This is a genomic window from Streptomyces sp. NPDC091282 (genome assembly GCF_044757385.1).
Taxonomy (GTDB): Bacteria; Actinomycetota; Actinomycetes; order Streptomycetales; family Streptomycetaceae; genus Streptomyces; species Streptomyces gramineus.
In genome coordinates this window covers 1,056,049-1,079,425 of record NZ_JBIVUX010000002.1, presented here as the reverse complement: position 1 = coordinate 1,079,425, position 23,377 = coordinate 1,056,049, and the positions used below count along the sequence as shown (strand labels likewise).

The 23,377-nt window shown below is 73.8% G+C and carries 20 protein-coding genes; 12 read left to right on the top strand and 8 right to left on the bottom strand.

Annotated elements, in window-relative coordinates:
• Positions 1–1,386 carry a helix-turn-helix domain-containing protein gene (locus ACIQOE_RS11920; RefSeq protein WP_401411171.1) on the bottom strand — a complete coding sequence of 462 codons (1,386 nt, stop codon included), beginning with the start codon at positions 1,384–1,386 and terminating at the stop codon, positions 1–3.
• A gap of 178 nt (positions 1,387–1,564) precedes the next feature.
• On the opposite strand from ACIQOE_RS11920, the gene ACIQOE_RS11915 reads away from it, so the two are divergent.
• The 3 genes from ACIQOE_RS11915 to ACIQOE_RS11905 all read left to right on the top strand — a co-directional run bounded on the left by ACIQOE_RS11915 (position 1,565) and on the right by ACIQOE_RS11905 (position 3,556).
• Positions 1,565–2,200: a hypothetical protein gene (locus tag ACIQOE_RS11915; protein ID WP_401411169.1), complete on the top strand. Its 636-nt coding sequence runs from the start codon at positions 1,565–1,567 to the stop codon at positions 2,198–2,200.
• Between the two features lie 134 nt (positions 2,201–2,334).
• The gene (locus ACIQOE_RS11910) at positions 2,335–2,799 is read left to right on the top strand and encodes a hypothetical protein (RefSeq protein WP_351328576.1); all 465 of its coding nucleotides are present in this window, start codon (positions 2,335–2,337) and stop codon (positions 2,797–2,799) included.
• A 277-nt stretch (positions 2,800–3,076) separates the two neighbouring features.
• A complete protein-coding gene (locus ACIQOE_RS11905; protein WP_365564786.1) occupies positions 3,077–3,556 on the top strand; it encodes an ATP-binding protein in 480 nt (159 codons plus the stop codon).
• An 80-nt stretch (positions 3,557–3,636) separates the two neighbouring features.
• Here ACIQOE_RS11905 and ACIQOE_RS11900 read toward each other — a convergent pair whose 3' ends face one another.
• Complete coding sequence (locus ACIQOE_RS11900) at positions 3,637–4,674, bottom strand: DUF2637 domain-containing protein (protein ID WP_351328572.1); 1,038 nt, start codon at positions 4,672–4,674, stop codon at positions 3,637–3,639.
• A 317-nt stretch (positions 4,675–4,991) separates the two neighbouring features.
• Positions 4,992–5,816, bottom strand: coding sequence for a (2Fe-2S)-binding protein (locus ACIQOE_RS11895; RefSeq protein WP_365564784.1), 825 nt, complete (start codon positions 5,814–5,816; stop codon positions 4,992–4,994).
• Between the two features lie 163 nt (positions 5,817–5,979).
• Between ACIQOE_RS11895 and ACIQOE_RS11890 the strand changes: the two genes are divergently transcribed.
• Positions 5,980–6,747 (top strand): GntR family transcriptional regulator, encoded by a 768-nt coding sequence (locus ACIQOE_RS11890; RefSeq protein WP_399011194.1) that lies wholly within the window; start codon positions 5,980–5,982, stop codon positions 6,745–6,747.
• Positions 6,748–7,105: 358 nt separating this feature from the next.
• Here ACIQOE_RS11890 and ACIQOE_RS11885 read toward each other — a convergent pair whose 3' ends face one another.
• Together ACIQOE_RS11885 and ACIQOE_RS11880 are read right to left on the bottom strand one after the other, a co-directional pair.
• Positions 7,106–7,873: a hypothetical protein gene (locus ACIQOE_RS11885; RefSeq protein WP_351315933.1), complete on the bottom strand. Its 768-nt coding sequence runs from the start codon at positions 7,871–7,873 to the stop codon at positions 7,106–7,108.
• Positions 7,874–8,041: 168 nt separating this feature from the next.
• Complete coding sequence (locus tag ACIQOE_RS11880; protein WP_401411166.1) at positions 8,042–9,715, bottom strand: PucR family transcriptional regulator; 1,674 nt, start codon at positions 9,713–9,715, stop codon at positions 8,042–8,044.
• 352 nt (positions 9,716–10,067) lie between these two features.
• Between ACIQOE_RS11880 and ACIQOE_RS11875 the strand changes: the two genes are divergently transcribed.
• The 5 genes from ACIQOE_RS11875 to ACIQOE_RS11855 all read left to right on the top strand — a co-directional run bounded on the left by ACIQOE_RS11875 (position 10,068) and on the right by ACIQOE_RS11855 (position 16,809).
• Positions 10,068–10,958 (top strand): FAD binding domain-containing protein, encoded by an 891-nt coding sequence (locus ACIQOE_RS11875; RefSeq protein ID WP_401411164.1) that lies wholly within the window; start codon positions 10,068–10,070, stop codon positions 10,956–10,958.
• Complete coding sequence (locus ACIQOE_RS11870; RefSeq protein WP_365564775.1) at positions 10,958–11,518, top strand: (2Fe-2S)-binding protein; 561 nt, start codon at positions 10,958–10,960, stop codon at positions 11,516–11,518. Before ACIQOE_RS11875 ends, ACIQOE_RS11870 begins: the two co-directional genes overlap by 1 nt.
• 5 nt (positions 11,519–11,523) lie before the next feature.
• On the top strand, positions 11,524–13,923 hold the full coding sequence (locus ACIQOE_RS11865; RefSeq protein ID WP_401411161.1) for a xanthine dehydrogenase family protein molybdopterin-binding subunit: 2,400 nt from the start codon (positions 11,524–11,526) through the stop codon (positions 13,921–13,923).
• 146 nt (positions 13,924–14,069) lie between these two features.
• The gene (locus ACIQOE_RS11860; protein ID WP_351937880.1) at positions 14,070–15,527 is read left to right on the top strand and encodes an NCS2 family permease; all 1,458 of its coding nucleotides are present in this window, start codon (positions 14,070–14,072) and stop codon (positions 15,525–15,527) included.
• Between the two features lie 136 nt (positions 15,528–15,663).
• Positions 15,664–16,809, top strand: coding sequence for an XdhC family protein (locus ACIQOE_RS11855; protein ID WP_401411158.1), 1,146 nt, complete (start codon positions 15,664–15,666; stop codon positions 16,807–16,809).
• A 346-nt stretch (positions 16,810–17,155) separates the two neighbouring features.
• Here ACIQOE_RS11855 and ACIQOE_RS11850 read toward each other — a convergent pair whose 3' ends face one another.
• Together ACIQOE_RS11850 and ACIQOE_RS11845 are read right to left on the bottom strand one after the other, a co-directional pair.
• Positions 17,156–17,809, bottom strand: coding sequence for a Crp/Fnr family transcriptional regulator (locus ACIQOE_RS11850; RefSeq protein WP_365577150.1), 654 nt, complete (start codon positions 17,807–17,809; stop codon positions 17,156–17,158).
• A gap of 107 nt (positions 17,810–17,916) precedes the next feature.
• Complete coding sequence (locus ACIQOE_RS11845) at positions 17,917–18,357, bottom strand: SRPBCC family protein (protein ID WP_401411156.1); 441 nt, start codon at positions 18,355–18,357, stop codon at positions 17,917–17,919.
• Between the two features lie 158 nt (positions 18,358–18,515).
• On the opposite strand from ACIQOE_RS11845, the gene ACIQOE_RS11840 reads away from it, so the two are divergent.
• The 3 genes from ACIQOE_RS11840 (at position 18,516) to ACIQOE_RS11830 (ending at position 20,795) form a co-directional block, all read left to right on the top strand.
• Positions 18,516–19,559, top strand: a complete 1,044-nt coding sequence (locus ACIQOE_RS11840; RefSeq protein WP_401411154.1) for a DUF2278 family protein — start codon at positions 18,516–18,518, stop codon at positions 19,557–19,559.
• A 159-nt stretch (positions 19,560–19,718) separates the two neighbouring features.
• Positions 19,719–20,360, top strand: coding sequence for a phosphoribosyltransferase (locus ACIQOE_RS11835; RefSeq protein ID WP_401411152.1), 642 nt, complete (start codon positions 19,719–19,721; stop codon positions 20,358–20,360).
• Between the two features lie 15 nt (positions 20,361–20,375).
• A complete protein-coding gene (locus ACIQOE_RS11830) occupies positions 20,376–20,795 on the top strand; it encodes a TIGR03668 family PPOX class F420-dependent oxidoreductase (RefSeq protein ID WP_365564759.1) in 420 nt (139 codons plus the stop codon).
• Positions 20,796–20,825: 30 nt separating this feature from the next.
• On the opposite strand, the gene ACIQOE_RS11825 is transcribed toward ACIQOE_RS11830, so the two are convergent.
• Positions 20,826–23,231 (bottom strand): SpoIIE family protein phosphatase, encoded by a 2,406-nt coding sequence (locus ACIQOE_RS11825; RefSeq protein ID WP_401411150.1) that lies wholly within the window; start codon positions 23,229–23,231, stop codon positions 20,826–20,828.
• Positions 23,232–23,377: the final 146 nt, after the last annotated feature.

The following is a 23,377-nucleotide window of genomic DNA, read 5'->3' as shown; positions in this document are numbered from 1 at the left end:
TCAGTGTGCGACCGGCACCCACTGGCGGACGCCGTCCACGAATCCGTACCAGTACTCCGGCAGGCCCTTGACGGAGCTGGTGCGGAACGGCCTGCCGTGGTCGTCGATCCGGACCGTGCCGGAACGGCCCTGCGAGGACCAGTCCAGTTCCAGGTACCAGCGGCAGTCGCAGCCCTCGGTGTGCGCCTGCACGCGGAGCACCTCCGGGTCGGTGGAGGAGACCCGGTAGGGCAGCCGCATCGTGGAGACGGTCCGCCCGTCCGGGCCCTGTCCGGCCACCGGGCGGGCCAGCGGCCGGTCCTTGTCCAGGTCGACGTCGAAGTAGCGCGGGGTGAGGCCGCCGCCGCAGCCGTCGGCCATCGAGTAGGCGATGCCCGGCGCGGGAGTGGTCCGGCCGACCACCCGTACCCGCAGGTCCTCCAGGACGACGGCGGTGGACGAGCGGCCCTGGACCGAGATCTGGACGATGGTGTCGTGGCCGTGCACCGCGTTCTGGGTGGCCGCCCAGGTGCCCGCGTCCTGCGGGGCGGGCGGCGGCGGGACCTGCGAGGGCTGCTTGTCGATGACGTAGTCGTGGTCGCAGCCCAGCTCCCACACCTGCGAACCGGCCGTCCAGGCGAGCGGGACCCCGGCCGGCGCGGCGGCCGTCGACCTGCCCGGCGCGGCGGAGGCGGGGGCCTTCTTCGTGCCCTGGGGCGCGGCGGACGGAGAACGGAGGCCGGGGGAGCCGGTGGCGTCCGGGGACGGGCCGGCGGACACGGCGCCGTCGGCGCGGCGGGCGTCCCCGGCGGCGGTCGTCGGCGAGGAGACGGGCGGGTGCGCCGCGGCGCCGCCGGGCGAGCGGTCGTCCGACGGCGCGATCAGGCTGCCCAGCGTCACCAGCAGGACGACGGCCGCGGCCGAGCCCACCAGGGTCCGGCGGCGCCGGTACCACGGACGGGCCGCGGCACCGGGGTCCGGCGAGGTGCCCTCCCGGCCCTCCTCCTTCTCCGGCTTCCCGGGCCGCCCGCCGGTCGCCTGCTCCGCCTCCGCCTGCTCCGCCCGCGCCACGGGCGCCGCCGGTTCCGGGTCGGTTCCGGTGTCCCCGGCGGTCCGCGGCCGCTGCCGTGCGGCCACCGCCCGTAACCAGCGTTCGTGGAGTTCGAGCCGTTCCTCGGGAGCCGCACCGCAGAACGCGGCCAGGCGTTCGACCGGGGCGAAGTCCAGCGGCACCGCCTCGCCCGCGCAGTAGCGGTGCAGGGTGGAGGTGTTCATGTTCAGGCGGCGGGCCAGCGAGCCGTAGCTCCGGTCCGTACGGTCCTTCAACTGCCGCAGCAGCGCCGCGAACTCCTCGACGTCCTCGCGCACGGACACCCTCCCCCGGTCGTCTCTGTCCCAGGCACTCATATACCTGCACGTCAACAGGGCTGGGATGGTTCCAGGCCGGCGGAACGGGCGGCGGCCGTTGCGGTCGGCGGGGACGGCGGACGATGCTTCTGGTGCCGCACCGACCAGGGCCGGACCGACCAGCCGGCGCCGTCCGCGGCATTCCACACCCATGCACCGAACCGACGGGGGACCAGCCATGCCCAAGCGCACCCGAGCAGGCGCGCTCACCATGATCACCGGCGTCGCACTGGCCGTAGGCGCCTCGCTCGCCGTCCCGGCGGCGGCCGCTCCCACGGCGGCCGCTCCGAAGCCGCCGGGCTTCCTCGCGGCGGCCGACCTGCCGCCGCACCCGAGTTCGCCCTGGACGGCCGGCAAGGTCACCGCGGGCGTACCGGAGGCGGTCCAGCAGGACCTCTGCCTCGGCGTCGTCCTCGGCGGCGGCCAGAACACCTGGTACCGGGAGTTCCGGACCGACCTCGACACCCATGCGCGTCAGGTCAGCGTGCGACTGCCCAGCGCCGACGCGGCGAAGAGCAGGGTCAGGAAGCTGGACGAGGACATCGTGTCCTGCGCGGACCGGATGGAGATGGAGGACCCGGAGACCCGGGCCGCCTTCCAGGACCACGGCGACCTGCCCGTCGGCGACGGCGCGCACGTGTACGCCATCCACACGGAGACCTCCTGGGGCGCCAGTGACATCCGGCTGCTCTCGCTCGGACGGGAGGGCAGCACCATGACGGTCGTCGACTGGGGGCAGATGGGCGGCTTCCCGGACGCGCCCGTGAAGGCCTTCAAGAGGACCACCGTCACGGCCGTCGACAAGCTCCACTGAGAGATCCGGGCCGTCCTCCCGTCCGGGGGAGGGGAGGACGGCCCGGCGCTCATCGGCCATCCGGCCTCAGCCGTCACCGCGGACGGCACGGACACCGCGGACACCGCAGACACCAGAAAACGGGGGAATCAGACATGAGTACCAAGACCCGCACCGCCCTCACCGGCGGCATCCTCGCCGTGGCCCTCGGGCTCGGCGTGACCGCCCAGGCGTCGGCCGGCGCCGCGCGCAGCGTCGCCGGCGACCCGGCGGACAACCTCACCCGGATCGCCGACTTCTACGGCTCCTACATCGACGCCGTCAGCGACCTGGACGGAAGCGGCGACCTGCCCACCGCGCTGCGCGCCTACTACCTCGACCCGGCCTACGCGAAGGTGCTGGCGGCCTGGGAGGAGCGGGAGCACGCCAACGGGGTGCTCCAGGCGCAGAACACCCCGCTCCGGTGGAAGGTCACCGAGGCCGGTACGGCGAAGAACCGCACCGAGGCCGTCGTCACCCTCACCTGGAGCCGGAACGTGACGACCAAGCTGTACGTCGACATGACCCGGGACACCCACAAGATCATTCACATCGGCACCAAGGGCCTCGGGAGCAAGTAGGCGGAAGGGTGGCTTTCGGCCAGCTTCGGCGGTGCCGGGAACCGCGTGAAACAGCTCGGGCCGTTCGGCCAGGGGCTGTTTCACGCCGGGTCCGCGGCACCGTTGGCGCGTACGGGACGGTCCGGGAGACGACGTACGGGCCGGGGCCGGTCCAGGACATGGCCGAACACCCGGTCGTCATCGGCGTGACATGACTGGCCCGTGCCCGAGCGGGCATGGATCCCCGTGAACGTGTTCGATCAGGAGGGGAACCGGCAACAGCGCGCGGGCGGGGGTCATGAACAGTCAGGCACGAGGGGGCGGTCCCGTCGCCATCGGGGCCTCCTCGGCGAGGACGGCGGGGGAAGAGACCGGCTCGACGGAACGGGGAGATCCGGCACGGCTCAGGCGCCGCTTGGGACGGTCGGACCTGCGGGCGGTGCCCGAGGCGCGCAGGGAACTGCGGGAACTGCTGCGGCACTGGGGGGAACCGGGCCGCTCGGAGATCGCGGAGCTGCTCACCAGCGAACTCGTCACCAACGCGCTCGTCCACACCGACCACGAGGCCGTGCTGACCGCCGTCGTGGGACCGAGCCAGCTGCGCGTGGAGGTTCGGGACTTCGTGGGCCGGCGCCCTCGGGTTTGCGCCCCGGACACCGGCGACGGCACCCACGGCCGGGGCATGGTGCTGGTCGACTCCCTCGCGGACGCCTGGGGCGTCCAGCCGCACGGGGTGGGCAAGTCGGTGTGGTTCGAACTGGACGCCGACGCCGCCTGACGCCGACGCCGCGCAACGGGACGGGGGCATGACCCCGTAGGTCACGCCCCCGTCCCGATCTGCCGTCCGGCAGCAGCCGGTCAGCCGAACTGCTGCTCCAGGTCCTTGAGCTTGCGCTCCAGGGAGTCGAGGCGCGGCAGCGCCATGGTGTCGTCCTCCGCGGTCAGGTCGACCGTGATCGGGTCAGACCCTTTGCGGACTGGCTGGAGGGAGGGCCGCTGGCGTACGGGCAGCTGCTCCGGCGCCGATATGGCAGGCTCCGCGGTGGGCTGGGAGGGCCCACGCTCGACCTGATGCATCTCCTCCTGCCGGCCGGGGCGTCCGACGAAGCCGCGGTGGCCCCGGCTTATCGCCTTCAGCTGAGCCTTCTCCAGCCGGTTCTGCTCGCGGCGGCGCAGCCGGTTCTCCTCCTTCTGGCGCTTGTCGTCGCGCACCTCCTCGACCGCCTCGTCCAGGCTGCGGACACCCTCCAGGAGCATCAGCGACCAGGCACGGTAGGTCTCGACGGGCGCGCGCATCCAGCGCACTATGCGGATCTGCGGCAGCGGACGCGGCACCAGACCCTGCTCGCGCAGGGCGGCCCGGCGGGTCTGCTTCAGCGCGCGGTCGAAGAGAACGGCAGCGGAGAGCGACATGCCGGAGAAGAACTGCGGCGCGCCGTCGTGGCCGCCGCCCCGCGGCGCGTGCACCCAGTTGAACCAGGCGGACGCACCCGCGAAGGTCCACACCAGGATCCGGGAGCCGAGGGCCGCGTCACCGTGGCTGGCCTCGCGCACCGCGAGGACGGAGCAGAACATCGCCGCGCCGTCCAGGCCGAACGGGACCAGGTACTCCCAGCCGCCGGACAGATTGAGGTTCTGCTGGCCGAAGCCGACCAGTCCGTGGAAGGAGAGCGCGGCCGCGACCGCCGCACAGCAGAACAGAAGCACATAGGAAGCCGTGGCGTATATGGCTTCCTTACGCCTGCGCCGCTCCTCGCTGCGCTCCCACGAGTCGTCCTTCGCGTGCTCCCCGCCGGACCGCTTGGACCGCGTCAGCACCGCCACCGCGACCAGTATGCCCAGGAGCAGTACGGCGCCCGGAAGCAGCCAGTTCAGCGATATGTCGGTCAGTCTCATCTAGGGGTCCCTTGCATTGGGATAGGGCGTATCGCCCGCCATAGTGGCCCAATCCCACTGGCCCTCAGGGGGTTTCGGGGCAAGAGACCGCCAAGGAAGTGCAAGGGGTTGCCCCAGGGCGGCATTCTGCTCGAACTGCCGCGTGAGGGGCGGGAGTTGAGTTCGAGTAAGAGTACCCATACGGGTGGTTCCTCGGAAAGTTCCTGCGGCAAGTGAGGAAGTTGTGAATTCCCTGTCCGCGCAGGGGGCATCCCGCCCGCGATGATCTTACTGGATCCACGGGGGTGTTCTGCGCCGGACGGGGCGCTGAGGGAGCCTCAGGCCGCGGCGGCCGCCGTGAGTTTGGCGATCCGCTCGTCGTCGCAGGTGCGCGGGCAGGTGGCGCAGGTGTCCTCGGGGCGCAGCGTGTAGTACATGCAGCAGCTCGCCCGGTCCCGGGTCGGCAGCGGCTCGCCGGCCGGGCCCGTCAGCACCCGGAAGGCGGCCGAGCCGGCGTACGGCTTGGTGGCGCCCGGCAGCAGCCGCTCCAGTTCCCGTACGGCACGCTCCTCGTCGTCCAGCAGCCCCGCGACGTACCAGAGCCCCTCGACGATCTCGTCGGTCGCCATGCCCCACAGCGCGCGCCCGCGCCGCCGCATCCGCGGCCCGAAGGCGCCGAGGACCGGCTCCAGGTGCTCGGCGACGGCCGCCCGCACCTCGGCCCGCAGCGCCTCCTCGTCCGCGACGACGACGGCGCCGGGCAGCGCCGCCGCCGGATCGTCCGGCAGGCAGGCGAAGGAGCCGGCGCGGACCGCCATGCGGCCGGCCACCCGGTCGTAGGAGACGTCCGTCACGGGCAGCCGCGGGACGCGGCGGTCCAGGAACCAGGGGAGGGTGATCAGGAGGCAGGCGGCCCAGGCGTAGCGGTGCAGGCCGAAGCTGGCCACCACGTCCGGGCGCCCCGGCTGTCCGTAGTCCCGCAGGATCTGGTCCTCGTCCCACGCCAGGAAGGTGTCCAGGCCCGGCCCGCCCGCCGCCAGCTCGGCGGCGCCGACCCAGCCGCCGCCCCGGGGGGCCGGCTCGTCCTGGCCCAGCACCGTGATCACGAGGTCCGGGCAGACCTCGGTCAGACGGGCGTAGGCGGCGGAGACGGGCGAGGGCATGGGCTACCACCGATCGGGTGCGGGCCGACTGCTGGATAAGTAAGCCTTACCTTACCCACTCATTCGGAAATTTGAACTATCGCCCGGGGCGCCTAAGGTGCTTGACGGACAGGTGACAACCCACCGTTAATGACCCAAGTCCCGACGAGTCGGAGGAGGACCCGTGAACCGTCGCGCGCACCCGGCTCCGGCCGAGGCGGCCAGGGTGCCGGCGCAGACGCGGTCCGGGGAGCCGGTCCGGGAGGCGGGCGGCCGTCCCGCGGGCGTGCCGGCCGCACGCGGCGAGCACACGCACGGCGAACGGCCGATCCCCGCGGCCAGGCCCGCCGTGCAGCGGGCCTCCGTGCGCGGGCAGATCCTGGACGCGCTGCGTACGGCGCTCGCGGGCGGGGAGCTGACGCCCGGCGAGGTGTACTCGGCGCCGGCCCTGGGGGAGCGGTTCGGGGTCTCCGCGACGCCCGTGCGCGAGGCGATGCAGCAGCTGGCGCTCGAAGGCGCGGTCGAGGTCGTGCCCAACCGCGGGTTCCGGATCGTCCGGCGCGGCGCCCGGGAACTCGCCGAACTGGCCGAGGTGCGGGCGCTGATCGAGGTCCCGGTGGTGATGCGGCTGGCGCGCAGCGTGCCGGCCGAGCGGTGGGCGGCGTTGCGGCCGCTGGCCGAGGAGACGGTGCGGGCGGCGGCGCGGGGGTGCAGGGCGACGTACGCGGAGGCCGATCGTGCCTTCCACCGTGCGGTGCTGGCCCTCGCGGGCAACGAGCAGTTGGTGCAGATCGCCGAGGACCTGCAGCGGCGGGCGGTTCCGTTGCACGGGGGGCGGGCGGATCTGGTGGCCGACGCGGGGGAGCATGCGGCGTTGCTGGACGCGTTGGTCGCGGGGGAGCTGGACGTGGTGCGGCGACTGGTGGCCGGGCATTTCACCACCGCGGGGTGAGCGGAGGTACGGCGGGCCGCCGCGGGCGTGACCGCTGTCCGCCGGGTGCGGGTGCGTTGTGGCTGTTCGCGCAGTTCCCCGCGCCCCTTGAGGGGCGGTGTGCTGCTGTCGGTCGGGTGCGGGTGCGTTGTGGCTGTTCGCGCAGTTCCCCGCGCCCCTTCAGGAGGGGGCGGGCTGCTGTCCGCCGGGTGCGGGTGCGTCGTGGCTGGTCGCGCAGTTCCCCGCGCCCCTTTGGGGGGCGGGTGTGCTGCCGTCGGTCGGGTGCGGGTGCGTCGTGGCTTGTCGCGCAGTTCCCCGCGCCCCTTTGGGGGCGCGGGGAACTGCGCGAACAACCGCCACCGGGGGCGCGGATGTGGTGCTACGCCGTTGCCGTGCCCGGGGTCGGCGGGGTCAGTTGGTGGGCCAGCCAGGTGGGGACGCCGCCCAGGAGACGGAAGAGGCGGCCCGCCTCCTCGCGCAGCCGTGACGCCTCCGGCTCGGACTCCGTCTCCGCCAGGGACGCGAGCGCCGGCGCCGTGCCCACCAGATAGCCCAGCTCCTCCCTGATCCGCAGCGACTCCGCGAACCCGTGCCGCGCCTCCGCCAACTCCCCTTCCCGCAGGGCCAGTCCGGCCAGATGCCGCCAGGTGAAGGAGAGCAGCAGCGGGTCCGCGTGGGCGGTGGCGGCGGCATGGGCCCGCCGGTACGCCGCCCGCGCCGCCTGCGGGGAACGGGTCAGGTTCTCCGCCAGCAGGCCCCGGCGGAAGTCGAGCAGGGCCCGCCCCGGCGCCCCCGGCGGAATCAGCGCCGCCGCCCTGCCGAGCGCGGCCCGCGCCTCGTCGGCCCGGTCCCGCACCCCGTGCAGCGTGGCCGCGTAGGCGAGCTGGCCGCGCTCGCAGGCGGCCGCGCCGCGTTCCTCGTCGGTGCGGGCCGCCGCCTCCGCCGTGCGCAGCGCGTCCTCCGCCTCGCCCCAGCCGCCCTCGGTGTAGAGGCACCGCTCGACCATCAGCCCCGCCCGCTGCAGGGTGTACGTCGGCGTGTCCGTCGGCAGCAGTGCCGCCGCGTCGGCCCAGCAGGCCCGCGAGCGCAGCCGCCACACCGCGGTCTGGAGCGGATCGTCACCATCGGTCGTCCCGTTCCCAGACATGGCGGAGTACGCCACGTTGCCCTCCCCTAGCACGCCGTCGAGCTGTGAAGTGGTGGCCGCATTCCAGCACTGATCGCCGCGCGGGGCCAAGAGGGTGGGTGAATAATTTCACAAAGTCGTGGGACGCCGGCGGCACTCGGCGCCGGTCCGCCGCGTGCCCCGCTCGCCTCAGCTCATCCGCAATGCCAAGAAGAAATCGAGCTTGTCCTCCAGCCGCGACAGGTCCCGGCCCGTCAACTGCTCGATCCTCCCCACGCGATAGCGCAGCGTGTTGACGTGCAGGTGGAGACGGGTGGCGCAGCGGGTCCAGGAGCCGTCGCAGTCGAGGAACGCCTCCAGGGTCGGGATCAGCTCGGCGCGGTGCCGGCGGTCGTAGTCCCGCAGCGGATCCAGCAGCCGGGCGGTGAAGGCGCGGCGGACGTCGTCGGGGACGAACGGGAGCAGCAGGACGTGCGAGGCCAGCTCCTGGTGGCCGGCCGCGCAGACCCGGCCGGGACGGGCGGCGGCCACCCGGCGGGCGTGCCGGGCCTCCTCCAGGGCCCCGCGCAGCCCCTCCGCGGAGTGCACGGCGGCGCTGACGCCGAGGGTGATCCGGCCGTCGTCGTTCAGACCCGCCGACAGCGGGCCGCGCACGGCCTTCAGGAGCGTGTCGGCGTGCACGCCGGACTCCGAGCCGTCGTGCTCGGCGGCGACCGCGGGGAGCGGGACCAGGGCGATCGCCTCGTCACCGGTGTGGGCCACGGCTATCCGGTCGGAGGGTTCCGGCCCGGTGGCCTGCGGGTCGACCAGGATCTCCTCCAGCAGGGACTGCGCGACCGGGCCGCCCTCGACCTCGCCGCCGTCCCATTCCACGCGGGCCACCACCACCTGCCAGTGCGGGGCCGCGCCGAGGCCCGGCAGCAGGACCGGCGCGGCCACCCGCAGACGTGCGGCGATCTCGGCCGGCGCCGCGCCCGTCTGGACCAGCTCCAGCACCTCCTGGGCGAGCCGGCGCCGCACCGTGCGGGCCGCGTCGCGGCGGTCGCGCTCGACGGAGATCAGCTGGGTGACGCCCTGGAGCAGGTCGAGGCGCTCGTCCTGCCAGTCGCCCGCGTCCGCCTCGACGGCCAGCAGCCAGTCCGAGAGCACGGTCTCGCGCACGTCCCGGGCGCCCTGCGCGGACCGGCCGCTGCTGCGGACCGGGAAGAGTGAGAACGTGGAGCCGTCCAGGAGCACCCGGTGCGGGCCCCGGCGGCCGGTGCGGGCCGCGGCCAGGTGCTCGGCGGCCAGCCGGGCGCAGGCGTCGCCCGGCAGATCGGGCCCGGACACCTTGGAGCCCGCGATCAGGCGGCCGGTCGGGGAGAGCACCCAGGCCCGCAGGTCGAGGTCGGAGCCGAGCAGGTCGAGGACCACGTCCGGGCCGCCGCCGGCCGGGCCCGAGGTCATCATCCGGCGGTGCCGTTCCACGACGGCCGCCAGGTCCCCGGCCCGCTCGCCGCTGACCTGCCGCACGACGTGCTCGGTGATCGTCGCGAACGCCACCGACTCGTGCACCGCGAAGAGCGGGAGGCGGTGCCGGACGCAGGCCGCCACCAGGTCGTCCGGGATGTCCCCGAGCTCGGCCTCACCGGCCGCCAGCGCGGCCACCCCGGCCTGCGCGAGGAGTCGTACGAACGGCTCGGTGTCCGAGGCGTCCCGGCGCCAGGCCAGGCCCGTCAGCACCAGCTCGCCGCCGGAGAGGTAGCGGCTGGGGTCGCGCAGGTCGGTGGTCATCACCCCGCGCACGGTGCGGTCCAGCTCGTCCTCGCCGCCGAGCAGCCGCAGGCCCAGCGCATCGGTGTCCAGCAGTGCGCGCAGCCGCATCTCGTCGCCGCCGTTCTGTGTCTCGAAATCTACGATGAATCGTGCAGTGTCATGGCTGAGGCGCCCGGCGTGCGAGGTCACGGGCCGCGATCACGAGGTGCCTGGGCGTTTCCAGCGTTTCCACAGGAAAGCCGGGAGGTTACTGATGACCTCCGTTCATACGAATCTACAAGATGCCTGTGCTGGCCAGCCAACTCCTTCATGGTTTCGGTGACTGACCCCGGTGGAGTACGGGGCGGTGTACTGGCGTCATTCCGCGTTAACAGGACATGAACGAGCCGGGCCCGCCGCACACGGATTGGCTCAATCCGCACGACTCACGAGACTCACGAGACGGAGAAGAGAGCCGGTCATGGACTTCCTTCGCCCCGCCAGCTGGGAGGAGGCGCTCGCCGCGAAGGCCGAGCACCCCACCGCAGTGCCGATCGCGGGTGGTACCGATGTGATGGTCGAGATCAACTTCGACCACCGCCGGCCCGAGTACCTCCTCGATCTCAACCGCATCGGCGAACTCTACGAATGGGAGGCCGGCGAGGAGAGCGTACGGCTCGGCGCCTCCGTCCCGTACACCCGGATCATGGAGAACCTGCGCACCGAGCTGCCGGGCCTGGCCCTCGCCTCGCACACCGTCGCCTCCCCGCAGATCCGCAACCGCGGCGGCGTCGGCGGCAACCTCGGCACCGCCTCCCCGGCCGGCGACGCCCACCCCGCGCTGCTCGCGGCCGGCGCCGAGGTCGAGGCCGCGTCGGTGCGCGGCACCCGGCTCATCCCGATCGACGACTTCTACACCGGCGTCAAGCGCAACGCCCTGGCGCCGGACGAGCTGATCCGCGCGGTGCACGTGAAGAAGGCCGACGGACCCCAGCAGTACTCCAAGGTCGGCACCCGCAACGCCATGGTCATCGCCGTGTGCGCCTTCGGACTGGCCCTGCACCCCGAGACCCGCACGGTCCGTACCGGCGTCGGTTCCGCCGCCCCCACGCCGGTGCGCGCCAGGACCGCCGAGGACTTCCTGAACGCGGCGCTCGACGAGGGCGGCTTCTGGGACAACGGGAAGATCATCACCCCGTCGGTCGCCAAGCAGTTCGCGGACCTGTGCGCCGCCGCCTGCAACCCGATCGACGACGTCCGGGGCACCGCGAGCTACCGCCGTCACGCGGTCGGCGTGATGGCCCGCCGGACGCTCACCTGGACCTGGGAGTCGTACCGCGGCGCCCGCCGCCTCACGGAGGGAGCCGCGTAATGCGCGTCAACTTCACTGTCAACGGACGCCCCCAGGAAGCCGACGACGTCTGGGAGGGCGAGTCCCTGCTGTACGTCCTGCGGGAGCGCCTCGGCCTTCCCGGCTCCAAGAACGCCTGCGAGCAGGGCGAGTGCGGTTCCTGCACCGTCCGGCTGGACGGCGTGCCGGTCTGCTCCTGCCTGGTCGCGGCCGGTCAGGCGCAGGACCGCGAGGTGGTCACCGTCGAGGGCCTCGCCGACTACGCCAAGGGCCGCTCCTGCGGGACCGCGCTCGACGAGGCCAAGCGCTGGCAGGCCAGGCCCGCCGCCGACTCCCAGACCGGCGAGGGCGCCGAACTCTCCCCGATCCAGCAGGCGTTCATCGACGCGGGCGCCGTCCAGTGCGGCTTCTGCACCCCGGGCCTGCTGGTCGCCGCCGACGAGATGCTGGAGCACAATCCGAACCCGAGCGACGCGGACATCCGCGAGGCGCTGTCGGGCAACCTGTGCCGCTGCACCGGCTACGAGAAGATCATGGACGCGGTCCGCCTCGCGGCCGCCCGGCAGGGAGAGGCGGTCTGAGCCACATGCCCACCATCGGCACTCCCACCAAGATCACCCAGGGTTCCCGGACCCGGGGCGGCGTCGGCGAGTCCACGCTCCGCCCCGACGGCACCCTCAAGGTCACCGGCGAGTTCGCGTACTCGTCCGACATGTGGCACGAGGACATGCTCTGGGGCCAGATCCTGCGCTCCACGGTCGCGCACGCCGAGATCGTCTCGATCGACACCAGCGAGGCGCTCGCCCAGCCCGGCGTCTACGCGGTCATGACCTACGACGACCTGCCCACCGAGGTCAAGAACTACGGCCTGGAGATCCAGGACACCCCGGTCCTCGCGCACGGCCGGGTCCGCCACCACGGCGAGCCGGTCGCGATCGTGGCCGCCGACCACCCGGAGACCGCCCGCCGCGCGGCCGCCAAGATCAAGGTCGAGTACCGCGAGCTGCCCGTCATCACCGACGAGGCCTCCGCGACCGCCCCGGACGCCGTCCACATCCACGAGAACCGCGACGACCACCACATCGGCCACGTCCCGCACCCGAACATCGTGCACCGCCAGCCGATCGTCCGCGGCGACGCCGACGAGGCCGCCAAGAAGGCCGACGTCATCGTCAAGGGCGAGTACTACTTCGGCATGCAGGACCAGGCCTTCCTCGGCCCCGAGTCCGGCCTCGCGGTGCCCGAGGAGGACGGCGGCGTCCACCTGTACATCGCCACCCAGTGGCTGCACAGCGACCTGCGCCAGATCGCCCCGGTCCTCGGCCTGCCCGAGGAGAAGGTGCGGATGACGCTGTCCGGCGTCGGCGGCGCGTTCGGCGGCCGCGAGGACCTGTCGATGCAGATCCACGCCTGCCTGCTGGCGCTGCGCACCGGCAAGCCGGTCAAGATCGTCTACAACCGCTTCGAGTCCTTCTTCGGGCACGTCCACCGCCACCCGGCCCGCCTCTACTACGAGCACGGCGCCACCCGCGAGGGCAAGCTGACGCACGTGAAGTGCCGGATCGTGCTCGACGGCGGCGCCTACGCGTCCGCCTCCCCGGCCGTCGTCGGCAACGCCTCCTCGCTCGGCATCGGCCCCTACGTCGTCGACGACGTCCAGGTCGAGGCCATCGCCCTCTACACCAACAACCCGCCCTGCGGCGCGATGCGCGGCTTCGGCGCGGTCCAGGCGTGCTTCGCCTACGAGGCGCAGATGGACAAGGTGGCGGCGCGACTCGGCATGGACCCGGTGGAGTTCAGGAAGCTGAACGCCATGGAACAGGGCAGCCTGCTGCCCACCGGACAGCCCGTCGACTCCCCGGCCCCGGTCGCCGAACTCCTGCGCCGGGTCAAGGCGATGCCCCTGCCGCCCGAGCAGCAGTGGCTGTCGGCCGGCGCCGCCGCGGACGTACGGCAGCTGCCCGGCGGCCTGTCCAACACCACGCACGGCGAGGGCGTCGTCCGCGGTGTCGGCTACGCGGTCGGCATCAAGAACGTCGGCTTCTCCGAGGGCTTCGACGACTACTCGACCGCCAAGGTCCGCGTCGAGGCCGTCGGCGGGGAGCCGGTCGCCACCGTGCACACCGCGATGGCGGAGGTCGGCCAGGGCGGGGTCACCGTCCACGCGCAGATCGCCCGCACCGAGCTGGGCGTCACCCAGGTCACCATCCACCCGGCCGACACCCAGGTGGGCAGCGCCGGTTCGACCTCCGCCTCGCGCCAGACGTACGTCACCGGCGGCGCGGTCAAGAACTCCTGCGAACTCGTCCGCGAGAAGGTGCTGGAGCTCGGCCGCCGCAAGTTCGGCACGTACCACCCGGCCTGGGCCACCGCCGAACTGCTCCTGGAGGGCGGCAAGGTCGTCACCGACGGCGGCGAGGTCCTCGCCGACCTGGCCGACGTGCTCGGCGACGACGTGGTCGAGATCGAGGCGGAGTGGCGGCACCGGCCGACCGTGCCCTTCGACCTGCACACCGGCCAGGGCAACGGCCACGTCCAGTACAGCTTCGCCGCGCACCGCGCGGTCGTCGAGGTCGACACGGAGCTGGGCCTGGTCAAGGTGGTCGAGCTGGCCTGCGCCCAGGACGTCGGCAAGGCGCTCAACCCGCTCTCGGTCGTCGGCCAGATCCAGGGCGGCACCACCCAGGGCCTCGGCGTCGCGGTGATGGAGGAGATCATCGTCGACCCGAAGACCGCGAAGGTCAGGAACCCGTCCTTCACGGACTACCTGATCCCGACCATCCTCGACACGCCGACCATCCCGGTCGACGTCCTCGAACTCGCCGACGACCACGCGCCCTACGGGCTCCGTGGCATCGGCGAAGCCCCGACCCTGTCGTCGACCCCGGCCGTCCTCGCGGCGATCCGGAACGCGACGGGTCTGGAGCTGAACCGCACGCCGGTCCGTCCGGAACACCTCACCGGCACCGGCCCCTCGGGGTCCTGATCCGGTGAGTCGTCCTGGGGGACCCGGTCCCCCAGGACCGTCAACTGTTCGTCTCGGGCCGTCCCCCGGGTCGGGCACTCCCCAAATCCCGCTCATCGCCACCGGCATGCCGCGGGTGCCCCTATGAACCTTGGGAGTAGGCCCATATGACCCAGCAGTCACTGGAGCCGGAGACCGTCGCCGACGACGCGGGTGAAGGAACCCGCGTCCCGGCCGGACGGTCCTGGCTCGACCGGTACTTCCACATCTCCGGCAGAGGATCCACCGTCGCGCGCGAGGTCCGCGGCGGCGTCACCACCTTCATGGCGATGGCGTACATCCTCCTGCTCAACCCGCTGATCCTGTCCGGCAAGGACGTGGCGGGGGACGCCCTCGGGCAGAAGGCGCTGATCACCGCGACCGCGTTCGCGGCGGCCTTCAGCACGCTCCTGATGGGCTTCGTCGGCAAGGTGCCGCTCGCCCTCGCCGCCGGCCTGTCCGTCTCCGGCGTGCTCTCCTCGCAGGTCGCCCCGCAGATGACCTGGCCGCAGGCGATGGGCATGTGCGTGCTCTACGGCGTGGTCATCATGCTCCTGGTCGTCACCGGCCTACGCGAGATGATCATGAACGCGATCCCGCTCGCGCTCAAGCACGGCATCACCATGGGCATCGGCCTGTTCATCGCCCTCATCGGTCTGTACAAGTCCGGCTTCGTGCACCAGGGCAAGGCCACCCCGCTCAGCCTCGGCCCGGCCGGCGAACTCACCGGCTGGCCGGTGCTGCTCTTCGCCGGCACCCTGCTGCTGATCTTCATGCTCCAGGCCCGGAACGTCCCCGGCGCCATCCTGATCGGCATCATCAGCGGCACCGTCGTGGCCGCCGTCCTCAACGGCCTCGGTGTCATCGACCCGAAGCAGTGGGCCAACGGCGCCCCCGAACTGCACGGCTCCGCCGTCTCCATGCCGGACTTCTCGCTCTTCGGACACGTCGAGTTCGGCGGCTGGGGCAAGGTCGGCGCGATGACGGTCGGGATGATCGTCTTCACGCTGGTGCTCGCCGGGTTCTTCGACGCGATGGCCACCATCATCGGCGTCGGCACCGAGGCGAAGCTCGCCGACGACAAGGGCCGGATGCCGGGTCTGTCCAAGGCGCTGTTCATCGACGGAGCGGGCGGCGCGATCGGAGGCGTGGCCGGCGGCTCCGGGCAGACCGTGTTCATCGAGTCGGCGACCGGCGTCGGCGAGGGCGCCCGCACCGGACTCGCCTCGGCGGTCACCGGCCTGTTCTTCGCGGCCTGCCTCTTCTTCACCCCGCTCACCGCGATCGTCCCCCAGGAGGTCGCCTCGGCGGCCCTGGTGGTCATCGGCGCCATGATGCTGATGAACGCCCGGCACGTGGACTGGGCCGACCGGGGCACCGCCATCCCGGTGTTCCTGACGGTCGTCCTGATGCCCTTCACCTACACCATCACCACCGGTGTGGCCGCCGGGGTCATCTCCTACACCGCCATCAAGGCGGCCCAGGGCAGGGCCCGGGAGATCGGGGCCTTCATGTGGGGCCTGACCGTGATCTTCCTGGTCTACTTCGCCCTCCATCCCATCGAGAGCTGGCTCGGCGTCCACTAGACGCTCCGCCGGCAGAGCCCTGACGGGCCGCGGCCGGCGGTCGTCCGCGGGCCCGTCCCCCCCCGGTCTTCGGCCGGGGGGACCCCAGCGCCCCTCGGGGCGCGCCATCCCCGACCCTGTCGGAAGGAGACCGAACATGCTGGACATCGCCGAGGAGCTCGACCGGTGGGTCGCGGACGGCCGTGACTTCGCCGTGGCCACGGTGGTGGCCGTCGGCGGCAGCGCCCCGCGCCAGCCCGGCGCCGCCCTCGCGGTGGACGCCGACGGCACCGCGGTGGGCTCGGTCTCCGGCGGGTGTGTGGAGGGCGCCGTGTACGAGCTGTGCCGGCAGGCGCTGGAGGACGGCGACACCGTCCTGGAGCGCTTCGGCTACAGCGACGAGGACGCCTTCGCCGTCGGCCTGACCTGTGGCGGCGTCATCGACATCCTCGTCACCCCGGTCCGGGCGGCCGACCCCGCCCGGCCGGTGTTCCAGGCCGCGCTGGCCGCCGCCGCACGGGGGGAGGCGGCGGCCGTCGCACGGATCGTCGGCGGGCCGGCCGAACTCCTCGGCCGCGCCCTGCTGGTGGACGCCGACGGCGGCCACCGGGGCGGTTTCGGCGCCCATCCCGAACTGGACCGGACCGTGGCCGCCGAGGCCGCGGCCTTCCTGGACGCGGGCCGTACCGGCACCCTGGAGATCGGAGAGCAGGGCTCGCGCTGCGGAGCACCGCTCACGGTCCTGGTGGAGTCGTCCGTGCCGCCGCCCCGGATGATCGTCTTCGGCGCCATCGACTTCGCGTCGGCGCTGGTCCGCGTCGGCAAGTTCCTCGGCTACCACGTGACGGTGTGCGACGCGCGGCCCGTCTTCGCCACCCCAGCCCGTTTCCCGGACGCCGACGAGATCGTCGTCGAGTGGCCGCACCGCTACCTGGAGCGGACGCGGGTGGACGGCAGGACCGTCCTGTGCGTCCTCACCCACGACGCCAAGTTCGACATCCCGCTGCTCCGGCTCGCCCTGCGGCTGCCGGTCGCCTACGTCGGTGCGATGGGCTCCCGCCGCACCCACCTGGACCGCAACCGGCGGCTGCGCGAGGTCGGCGTCACCGAGCTGGAGCTGGCCCGCCTCAGGTCCCCGATCGGCCTGGACCTCGGCGCCCGCACCCCGGAGGAGACCGCCCTGTCGATCGCGGCCGAGGTCGTCGCCGACCGCCGCGGCGGCCGGGGCCTGTCCCTGACCGGCGCGCACACCCCGATCCACCACGACCCGGCACCGGCACGCCGGATCGGGTCGGTGGCCTGACCCGCCACGAGCGCGCGAGCGGCCTCGCCGGCCCGCCGGACGACCCGGATACCGGATCCGGGATCCGGGATCCGGTGGAGCCCTGCCCGCCCCGCGGGCCGAACCCCACCCGGCCGGCGGCCTCGTGCGGCCCGGCGGTGGCCGGAGCACCGGCCCCGGCGCCGGTCCTGACGAGGCCGCCGGCCCACCCCGCGGCCCGGCGCCCGGCCCGTTCCCCCGATCGCCTCGCCGGTCCGGGCGCCAGGGCACGATGGAAGCGCCTTCCCGGATGCCGTACAGCGTCAGATGACGCGTTCGGCGGGGGAGCGGTGCTCCGGTGCGCGCGCGGTGCACGGCCGCGCCCGGCTCACTCCTCGGCCCAGCGCCGCAACCCCGCCAGATCGAGTACGACGGTGCGGCCCCGCCCGGTGGCCACCAGCCCCTCCCGCTGCATCGCCCGCAGGCAGCGCACCACCGACTCCCTCGACGCCCCGGCGGCGGCCGCCAGTTCACGCTGGTTGACCTGGACGGAGACGGCACCCGGCAGCGGCTCGAGCACGGCCGAGCCGTACTCCACCGCGAGCTTCACCAGCAGCGCGGCGACCCGGGACCGGGTGGTGCGGGCGCCCTGTTCGGCGCGCAGCCCGTCGGAGTCCCGCAGCCGGCCCACGACACTGCGCAGGACGGACAGGGACAGCCCCGGCTCCCGCTCCAGGAGCCGCAGGAAGGCGCCCGCGGCGACCACCACGCCCTCCGAGCGGCGCATCGCGGTGACCGTCGCGCCCCGCGGGCCGCCGTCGACGCAGGCGAGTTCGCCGAGCAGTTCACCGGGTCCGCGCAGGGCGAGCAGGCTGGTGTAGCCGTTGGCCGAGTCGACGGTGGCCTTCACCAGACCGGCCGTCAGCAGCACGACGAAGTCCGCCTGTTCGCCCTCCCGCATCAGCACCTCACCCCGGCCCCACGCGCGGGCGTGCCCCGCCTGCCGTAACGACTCGACTTCCCCGGGCGAGAAGAACGCCACCTCCGAGCCTCCCGGCCGCGTCGACGCACGGTGACCGTTCGGCACCGGAGGGCCACTGTCCATCGCGCGGCCGCGGTCTGCCAAGGGGCGGACGTCAGGGGCGGCGGCTACGCCTTCCTGAGCAGCGAGTTGACGGCCCGTCCGAACACCGCCCGGGAGGCGGCCCGCACCAGAGGGTCGAAGGCAGACGGCACGCCGCGCACCCGCAGTTCCTCGCGCCAGATCACCCGGGTACGGCCGCCGGGCCCCGGACGCACCTCCAGTTCGGCCCAGCCGAGCACCACCCGGCCGTGCTTGACCAGGCGGCACCGGCCCGCGCCGCCGTCCTCGGGGGGCTCCCAGACGGTCACCTCCATCGGGTCCTCGAAGGACAGCGGCCCGAACCCGGAACGGGCCACGAAGACCGTGCCCTCGTGGGTCGGGGGTTCGGTGAGCACGGTGACGCGCGTCAACGGGACCGCATCGGCGTGCGCGGACCACTCCGTGAGCCGGCGCCACGCCTCGTCGATCGGGAGCGGGGCCGTGCGGTGGAGGAGGAAGGTGACCACGGAACGATCGTAGAGAACCGGCCAGGCGCCGCGGGACGGACACCGTCCGTTCACAGGACCGCCGGAATCGTCCAAGGCGGCCCTGACCGCGTCCCGGGCGCCTACCATTCCCGTCATGGGCGGGCAAACCGGCCCGCCCCCACGGGGAGTTGGTCGACATGCCGTTGAAGACCTATGGCGTACTGATCGGCCGGGCCGTCGGCGTCCGGCGCGAGGGCGCCGGTGACAGCCCGCACTACCAGATCCACCTCACGGATGACGCCGGTGTTGACTACCGGGCCGCGGTCAACGTCCTCTCGCAGCAGAAGCCGGCGGAACTGCTGTACCTCGTCGACGACGACTTCACGCACCCGCTCACCGCCCGCCTGGACGGCCTGGCGGGCGGCTGGAACACCCTCCCGGCCGGTCCCGGCGGCCCCAACCTCGACTTCGTGCGCGGCAACCTCTTCGACCCGGCGGCGATGCGCGTCCTGCCCGCCGACCGCTCCGGCCCCGACAACGACCTGGCCGACCTGCTCGACCACTGGGTACGCCGTGCCGTCGACGACCCGGGCGCCCGGCTGTACCTCTTCGGCGAGCGCTGGGGGCCCGAACCCGGCGTCGCCGACAAGGTGTTCGGCTTCCTGCCCGGCAACGGCGTCCACGACATCCACATGAACCAGGGCAACAGCGGCCGCTTCAGCGGCGACGACGGGGTGTGGCAGGACGGCGGGCTGCTGATCCGCTTTCCCGGCGGCGGCGGTGGCGACGCCGGCGACGGCCGGGACGCGGAACGCTGGGTCGCGATCTTCCTGGCCTTCCAGAACCAGGCCTGGCACACCGACGACGTCACCGGGCACGCCCTGGACGGCGTCGACACCTCCCGCCCGGCCCCGGGCGACCAGCCGGTCCGGATCGTCGCGGCGCTGGTCGATCCGGCGGGCCCGGCGCCCGAGGCGGAGGCCGTGACCCTCCTCAACGCCTCGCCCGCGCCGGTCGACCTCACCGGCTGGCGCCTGCTGGACCGCACCGGCCGGGCGTCCCCGGTCCCGGCGGGACCGCTGGCCGCCGGTGCCGCGCTCGCCGTACCGCTGTCCGGCGGCGCCCTGCTAGGCAACCACGGCGGCACGATCACACTCACCGACGCCGCGGGCCTGAAGGTCGACGGTGTGTCCTACACGGCCGGGCAGGCGGCCCGCGAAGGCTGGTGGGTGGTCTTCTGACGGACCGCCGCCGTCGAGGCCGGGACCTTCCGCGGGAGAAGCCGGGCGGCCGGGCGGCTCAGGGCCGGTACACCTTCACCGGCCGAGCGGCGCGGCTCCCGGCGTCGTCCGGTGTGACCATGGAGGAAGGGGACCGGACCCGACCGGAGAGGACGCGCCGTGCGCTACCGGGACCGCGCCGAGGCCGGCCGTGACCTCGCCGCCGCGCTCGCGGGGCCGAGCGGGGAAGGGCGCCTGCCCGACCCGGTCGTGCTGGCACTGCCACGGGGCGGCGTGCCCGTCGCCGCCGAGGTCGCCCGCTGCCTGCGGGCCCCGCTCGATGTCCTCGTCGTCCGCAAGATCGGCGCTCCGCACCACGAGGAGTACGGCATCGGCGCGATCACCGGGGACGACCCGCCGCTCCTGGACCGGACGGCCCTGCTCCGCCTGGGCGTGGGCGAGGACGACCTGGCCGACGCCGTGGAACGGGAGCGGCGGGAACTGCGCCGCCGCGAGCGCCGCTACCGGCAGGGGCGCCCGGCGCCCGAGGTGCGCGGCCGTACCGTGATCGTCGTCGACGACGGCCTGGCCACCGGCTGCACCGCCCGCGCCGCGCTGCGCCACGTACGGGGCCGGGGTCCGGCCCGCACCGTGCTCGCGGTCCCCGTCGGCGCGCCCGACTCCCTGGACGCGCTCGCCGCCGAGGCCGACCTCGTCGTCTGCCCGTACCGGCCGGCGGTGTTCCAGGCGGTCGGCCAGTGGTACGACGACTTCGCACAGCTGACGGACGCCGACGTGCTGGACGCGCTGCGCGGCGCCTGACCGGAAGGGGACGCGGTGCCGGAACTGGCCGGGGACGAGGCACGGCGGCGGTTCGCCGCGGCACGGGTGGCACGGCTCGCCACCGCCGACGCGGACGGCCGCCCGCACCTGGTGCCGGTCGTCTTCGCCCGGTACGGGACCGACGGCGTCGTCACCGCCGTGGACCACAAGCCCAAGACCACGGCCCGCCTCAAGCGGCTGCGGAACATCGCCGTACAGCCGTCCGTGAGCCTGCTCGTGGACGAGTACGACGAGGACTGGGAGCACCTGTGGTGGGTCCGGGCGGACGGTCACGCGTGCGTGGTGCCCGCCGACGCGGCGCTGATCGGCCCGCTGCGGGAGAAGTACCCGCAGTACCGGGAACGCCCGCCGGCCGGTCCGGTCGTCCGGGTGACCGTGACCCGCTGGACCGGCTGGCGGGCCGCCGGTCCCTAGCGGGCACCCACCGCCTGCCCCCGGCCGTCCTCAGTGGTCGGCGAGGAACTGTTCCGCCCAGACGGTCTTGCCGGTGGTGGCGTGGCGGGTGCCCCAGCGCTGCGTGAGCTGGCCGACGAGGAGCAGGCCGCGGCCGCCCTCGTCGTAGGTGTGGGCCCGCCGCATGTGCGGGGCCGTGTTGCTGGAGTCGAAGACCTCGCAGGTCAGGGTGCGGTCGTCGTGGATGAGCCGGAGCCGGACGGGCGGCCGGCCGTACCGGAACGCGTTGGTGACCATCTCGCTGACGATCAGCTCGGTGATGAACGCCGCCTCCTCCAGGTGCCAGTCGATCAGCTGGTCCGTGGCCTGTTTCCTGGCGTCCGCGACGGCCGCCAGGTCGAAGGGCAGCTCCCAGGTGGCGACCCGGTCGGCGTGCAGGGCCCGGGTGCGGGCGACGAGCAGCGCGATGTCGTCGTCGGGGCGGTGGGTGAGCATGGTCTTCAGGACCCGGTCGCAGAGGGCGTCCAGGTCCGGCGCGGGACGGGCCAGCGCGCCGAACATCTTGTCCAGGGCCTCGTCGATGTCGTGGTCGCGGGGCTCCAGCAGGCCGTTGGTGTAGAGCGCGATCAGGCTGCCCTCGGGCAGCTCCGTCTCGAAGGACTCGAAGGGCAGGCCGCCCAGACCCAGCGGCGGACCGGCCGGGACGTCCAGGAAGCGGACGGTGCCCGCGGCGACCACGGCGGGCGGCGGATGTCCCGCCCGGGCGACGGTCAGCCGGCGGGTGACCGGGTCGTACACGCCGTACAGGCAGGTCGTGCCGACCCCGCCCGCGGACTCCTCGGCGTTGTCGGCGCTCGCCTCCTCGGCGGAGAGGTGGACGACCAGGTCGTCGAGGTGGCTGAGGAGTTCGTCCGGCGGCAGGTCGACGTCGGCCAGGGTCCGCACCGCGGTGCGGACCCGGCCCATGGTGGCGGCGGCCCGCATGCCGTGCCCGACCACGTCGCCGACGACGAGCGCGACCCGGGTGCCCGACAGCGGGATCACGTCGAACCAGTCGCCGCCCACCCCGGCCTGGCTGACCGAGGGAAGGTAGCGGGTGGCGATGTCCAGGGCCGCCTGTTCGGGCAGCGTCTGCGGGAGCAGGCTGCGCTGGAGGGTCATCGTGGTGGTGTGCTGGCGCTGGGCGCGCTCGGCGCCGTGGATGCTGACGGCGGTCCTGGCGGCCAGCTGCTCGGCCAGCCACAGGTCGTCCGGGTCGAAGGGCTCGCTGCGCAGGCTCCGTCCGAACAGGGCCACCCCGAACGTGGTGCCGGCCGCCCGCAGCGGCACCACCATCAGCGAGTGCGTGCGGCTCTCCCGGATCCACGCGGCCGCCGGCGGATCCTCCCGCGCCCAGCGCGTCACCATCTCGTCGTCGCTCGCGTACACCGCGCCCCGCCCCTCCGACAGGCACCGGCCCCCCGGCGACCACGGCGGGCAGTGCAGCACGTCGCCGGAGGGATGGGCGAGCGGCGGTCCCTGGGGCGCCGCCCGGACCGCCGCCCGGCGCAGCGCGCGGCCGTCGGCGGCCGCCGCGCCGGGCCTGGGCGCGTCCAGCAGGTCCACGGCACAGGCGTCGGCGAAGGCGGGCACGACGACGTCGGCCAGCTCCCGCGCGGTGCGCTGGATGTCGGAGCTGGTGCCGATGCGCACACCGGCGTCGCTGAGCAGCAGCATCCGCCGCCACACCAGTTGCTCGGCCGGATCGGCGTGGGCGGTCAGGGTCACCGCCCGCACCTGCCCCTCGTGGTCGGTCAGCGGGGCCAGCCGTCCGTGCCAGTCGTGCTCGGGGTCGGCCGGGTCCAGACGCAGGTGGACGTCCTCGGGGGCACCGCCGTCGAGGATGCGCCGCATGCCGGACTCGGCCTCGGCGCCGCCCTCGTAGGGTGCGATGTCGGTCAGCCGCAGCCCGCGCATCGTGGCCTCGGTCAGCGACAGGCTGTGCTGCATCCCGACGCTGGCCAGCACCAGCCGCAGACCGTCGTCGAAGACGGCGGCGACGCACGGGGACTGGTCGAAGGCCCACTCCCCGAGGGCCCGGTCGGTGGCGGCCGCCGGTCCGGTGACCGCCGACACCACCCGCCACTCCGTGCCGCCCGGCCGCTCCCCGGCGGGCCTGCGGTGCACGAGGACCTCCCGGTCCAGCCGGTGCCCGTCCCGGTGGCGCAGGGCCGCGGTCCCGCTCCACCGCGGGCCCGCCGCCGCCTCGCGCCAGGCGTCCGTGCCCGGCTCGGCGAGCAGCAGCACGGCGTCCCGCCCGAGGATCTCGGCGGGCGGATAGCCGAGCAGCAGCCGGGCCCCGTCGCTCCAGCCCGTCACGGCACCCCGCTCGTCGACCGTGACCGCGGCGGTGTACGCCCCCTGCGGTACGGCGTGGCCCTCGGCCCGGTTGCTGGGAGGGGTGGGACGTCGTTCCATGCCGCTCATCCTTCGCGGAACCTGCACGACCGGCTCTTCTCCCAGGATGATCCCGGCCGACACGGAGCACCAATCCGCCGCTCCCGCCGCCGTCCGTGGCATCCGGCGCCCGCCCGCGCCCCGCCCGGCACCGGCCTCACGGCCGA

Bases quoted from the DNA above. Each gene is read 5' to 3' on its own strand.
- ACIQOE_RS11865 (WP_401411161.1), top strand. From the start codon at position 11,524: ATGCCCACCATCGGCACTCCCACCAAGATCACCCAGGGTTCCCGGACC.
- ACIQOE_RS11825 (WP_401411150.1), bottom strand. From the start codon at position 23,231: ATGGAACGACGTCCCACCCCTCCCAGCAACCGGGCCGAGGGCCACGCC.
- ACIQOE_RS11870 (WP_365564775.1), top strand. From the start codon at position 10,958: ATGCGCGTCAACTTCACTGTCAACGGACGCCCCCAGGAAGCCGACGAC.
- ACIQOE_RS11920 (WP_401411171.1), bottom strand. From the start codon at position 1,386: ATGAGTGCCTGGGACAGAGACGACCGGGGGAGGGTGTCCGTGCGCGAG.
- ACIQOE_RS11900 (WP_351328572.1), bottom strand. From the start codon at position 4,674: ATGAGACTGACCGACATATCGCTGAACTGGCTGCTTCCGGGCGCCGTA.
- ACIQOE_RS11860 (WP_351937880.1), top strand. From the start codon at position 14,070: ATGACCCAGCAGTCACTGGAGCCGGAGACCGTCGCCGACGACGCGGGT.
- ACIQOE_RS11910 (WP_351328576.1), top strand. From the start codon at position 2,335: ATGAGTACCAAGACCCGCACCGCCCTCACCGGCGGCATCCTCGCCGTG.
- ACIQOE_RS11895 (WP_365564784.1), bottom strand. From the start codon at position 5,816: ATGCCCTCGCCCGTCTCCGCCGCCTACGCCCGTCTGACCGAGGTCTGC.
- ACIQOE_RS11885 (WP_351315933.1), bottom strand. From the start codon at position 7,873: ATGTCTGGGAACGGGACGACCGATGGTGACGATCCGCTCCAGACCGCG.
- ACIQOE_RS11880 (WP_401411166.1), bottom strand. From the start codon at position 9,715: ATGCGGCTGCGCGCACTGCTGGACACCGATGCGCTGGGCCTGCGGCTG.
- ACIQOE_RS11905 (WP_365564786.1), top strand. From the start codon at position 3,077: ATGAACAGTCAGGCACGAGGGGGCGGTCCCGTCGCCATCGGGGCCTCC.
- ACIQOE_RS11875 (WP_401411164.1), top strand. From the start codon at position 10,068: ATGGACTTCCTTCGCCCCGCCAGCTGGGAGGAGGCGCTCGCCGCGAAG.
- ACIQOE_RS11840 (WP_401411154.1), top strand. From the start codon at position 18,516: ATGCCGTTGAAGACCTATGGCGTACTGATCGGCCGGGCCGTCGGCGTC.
- ACIQOE_RS11915 (WP_401411169.1), top strand. From the start codon at position 1,565: ATGCCCAAGCGCACCCGAGCAGGCGCGCTCACCATGATCACCGGCGTC.
- ACIQOE_RS11855 (WP_401411158.1), top strand. From the start codon at position 15,664: ATGCTGGACATCGCCGAGGAGCTCGACCGGTGGGTCGCGGACGGCCGT.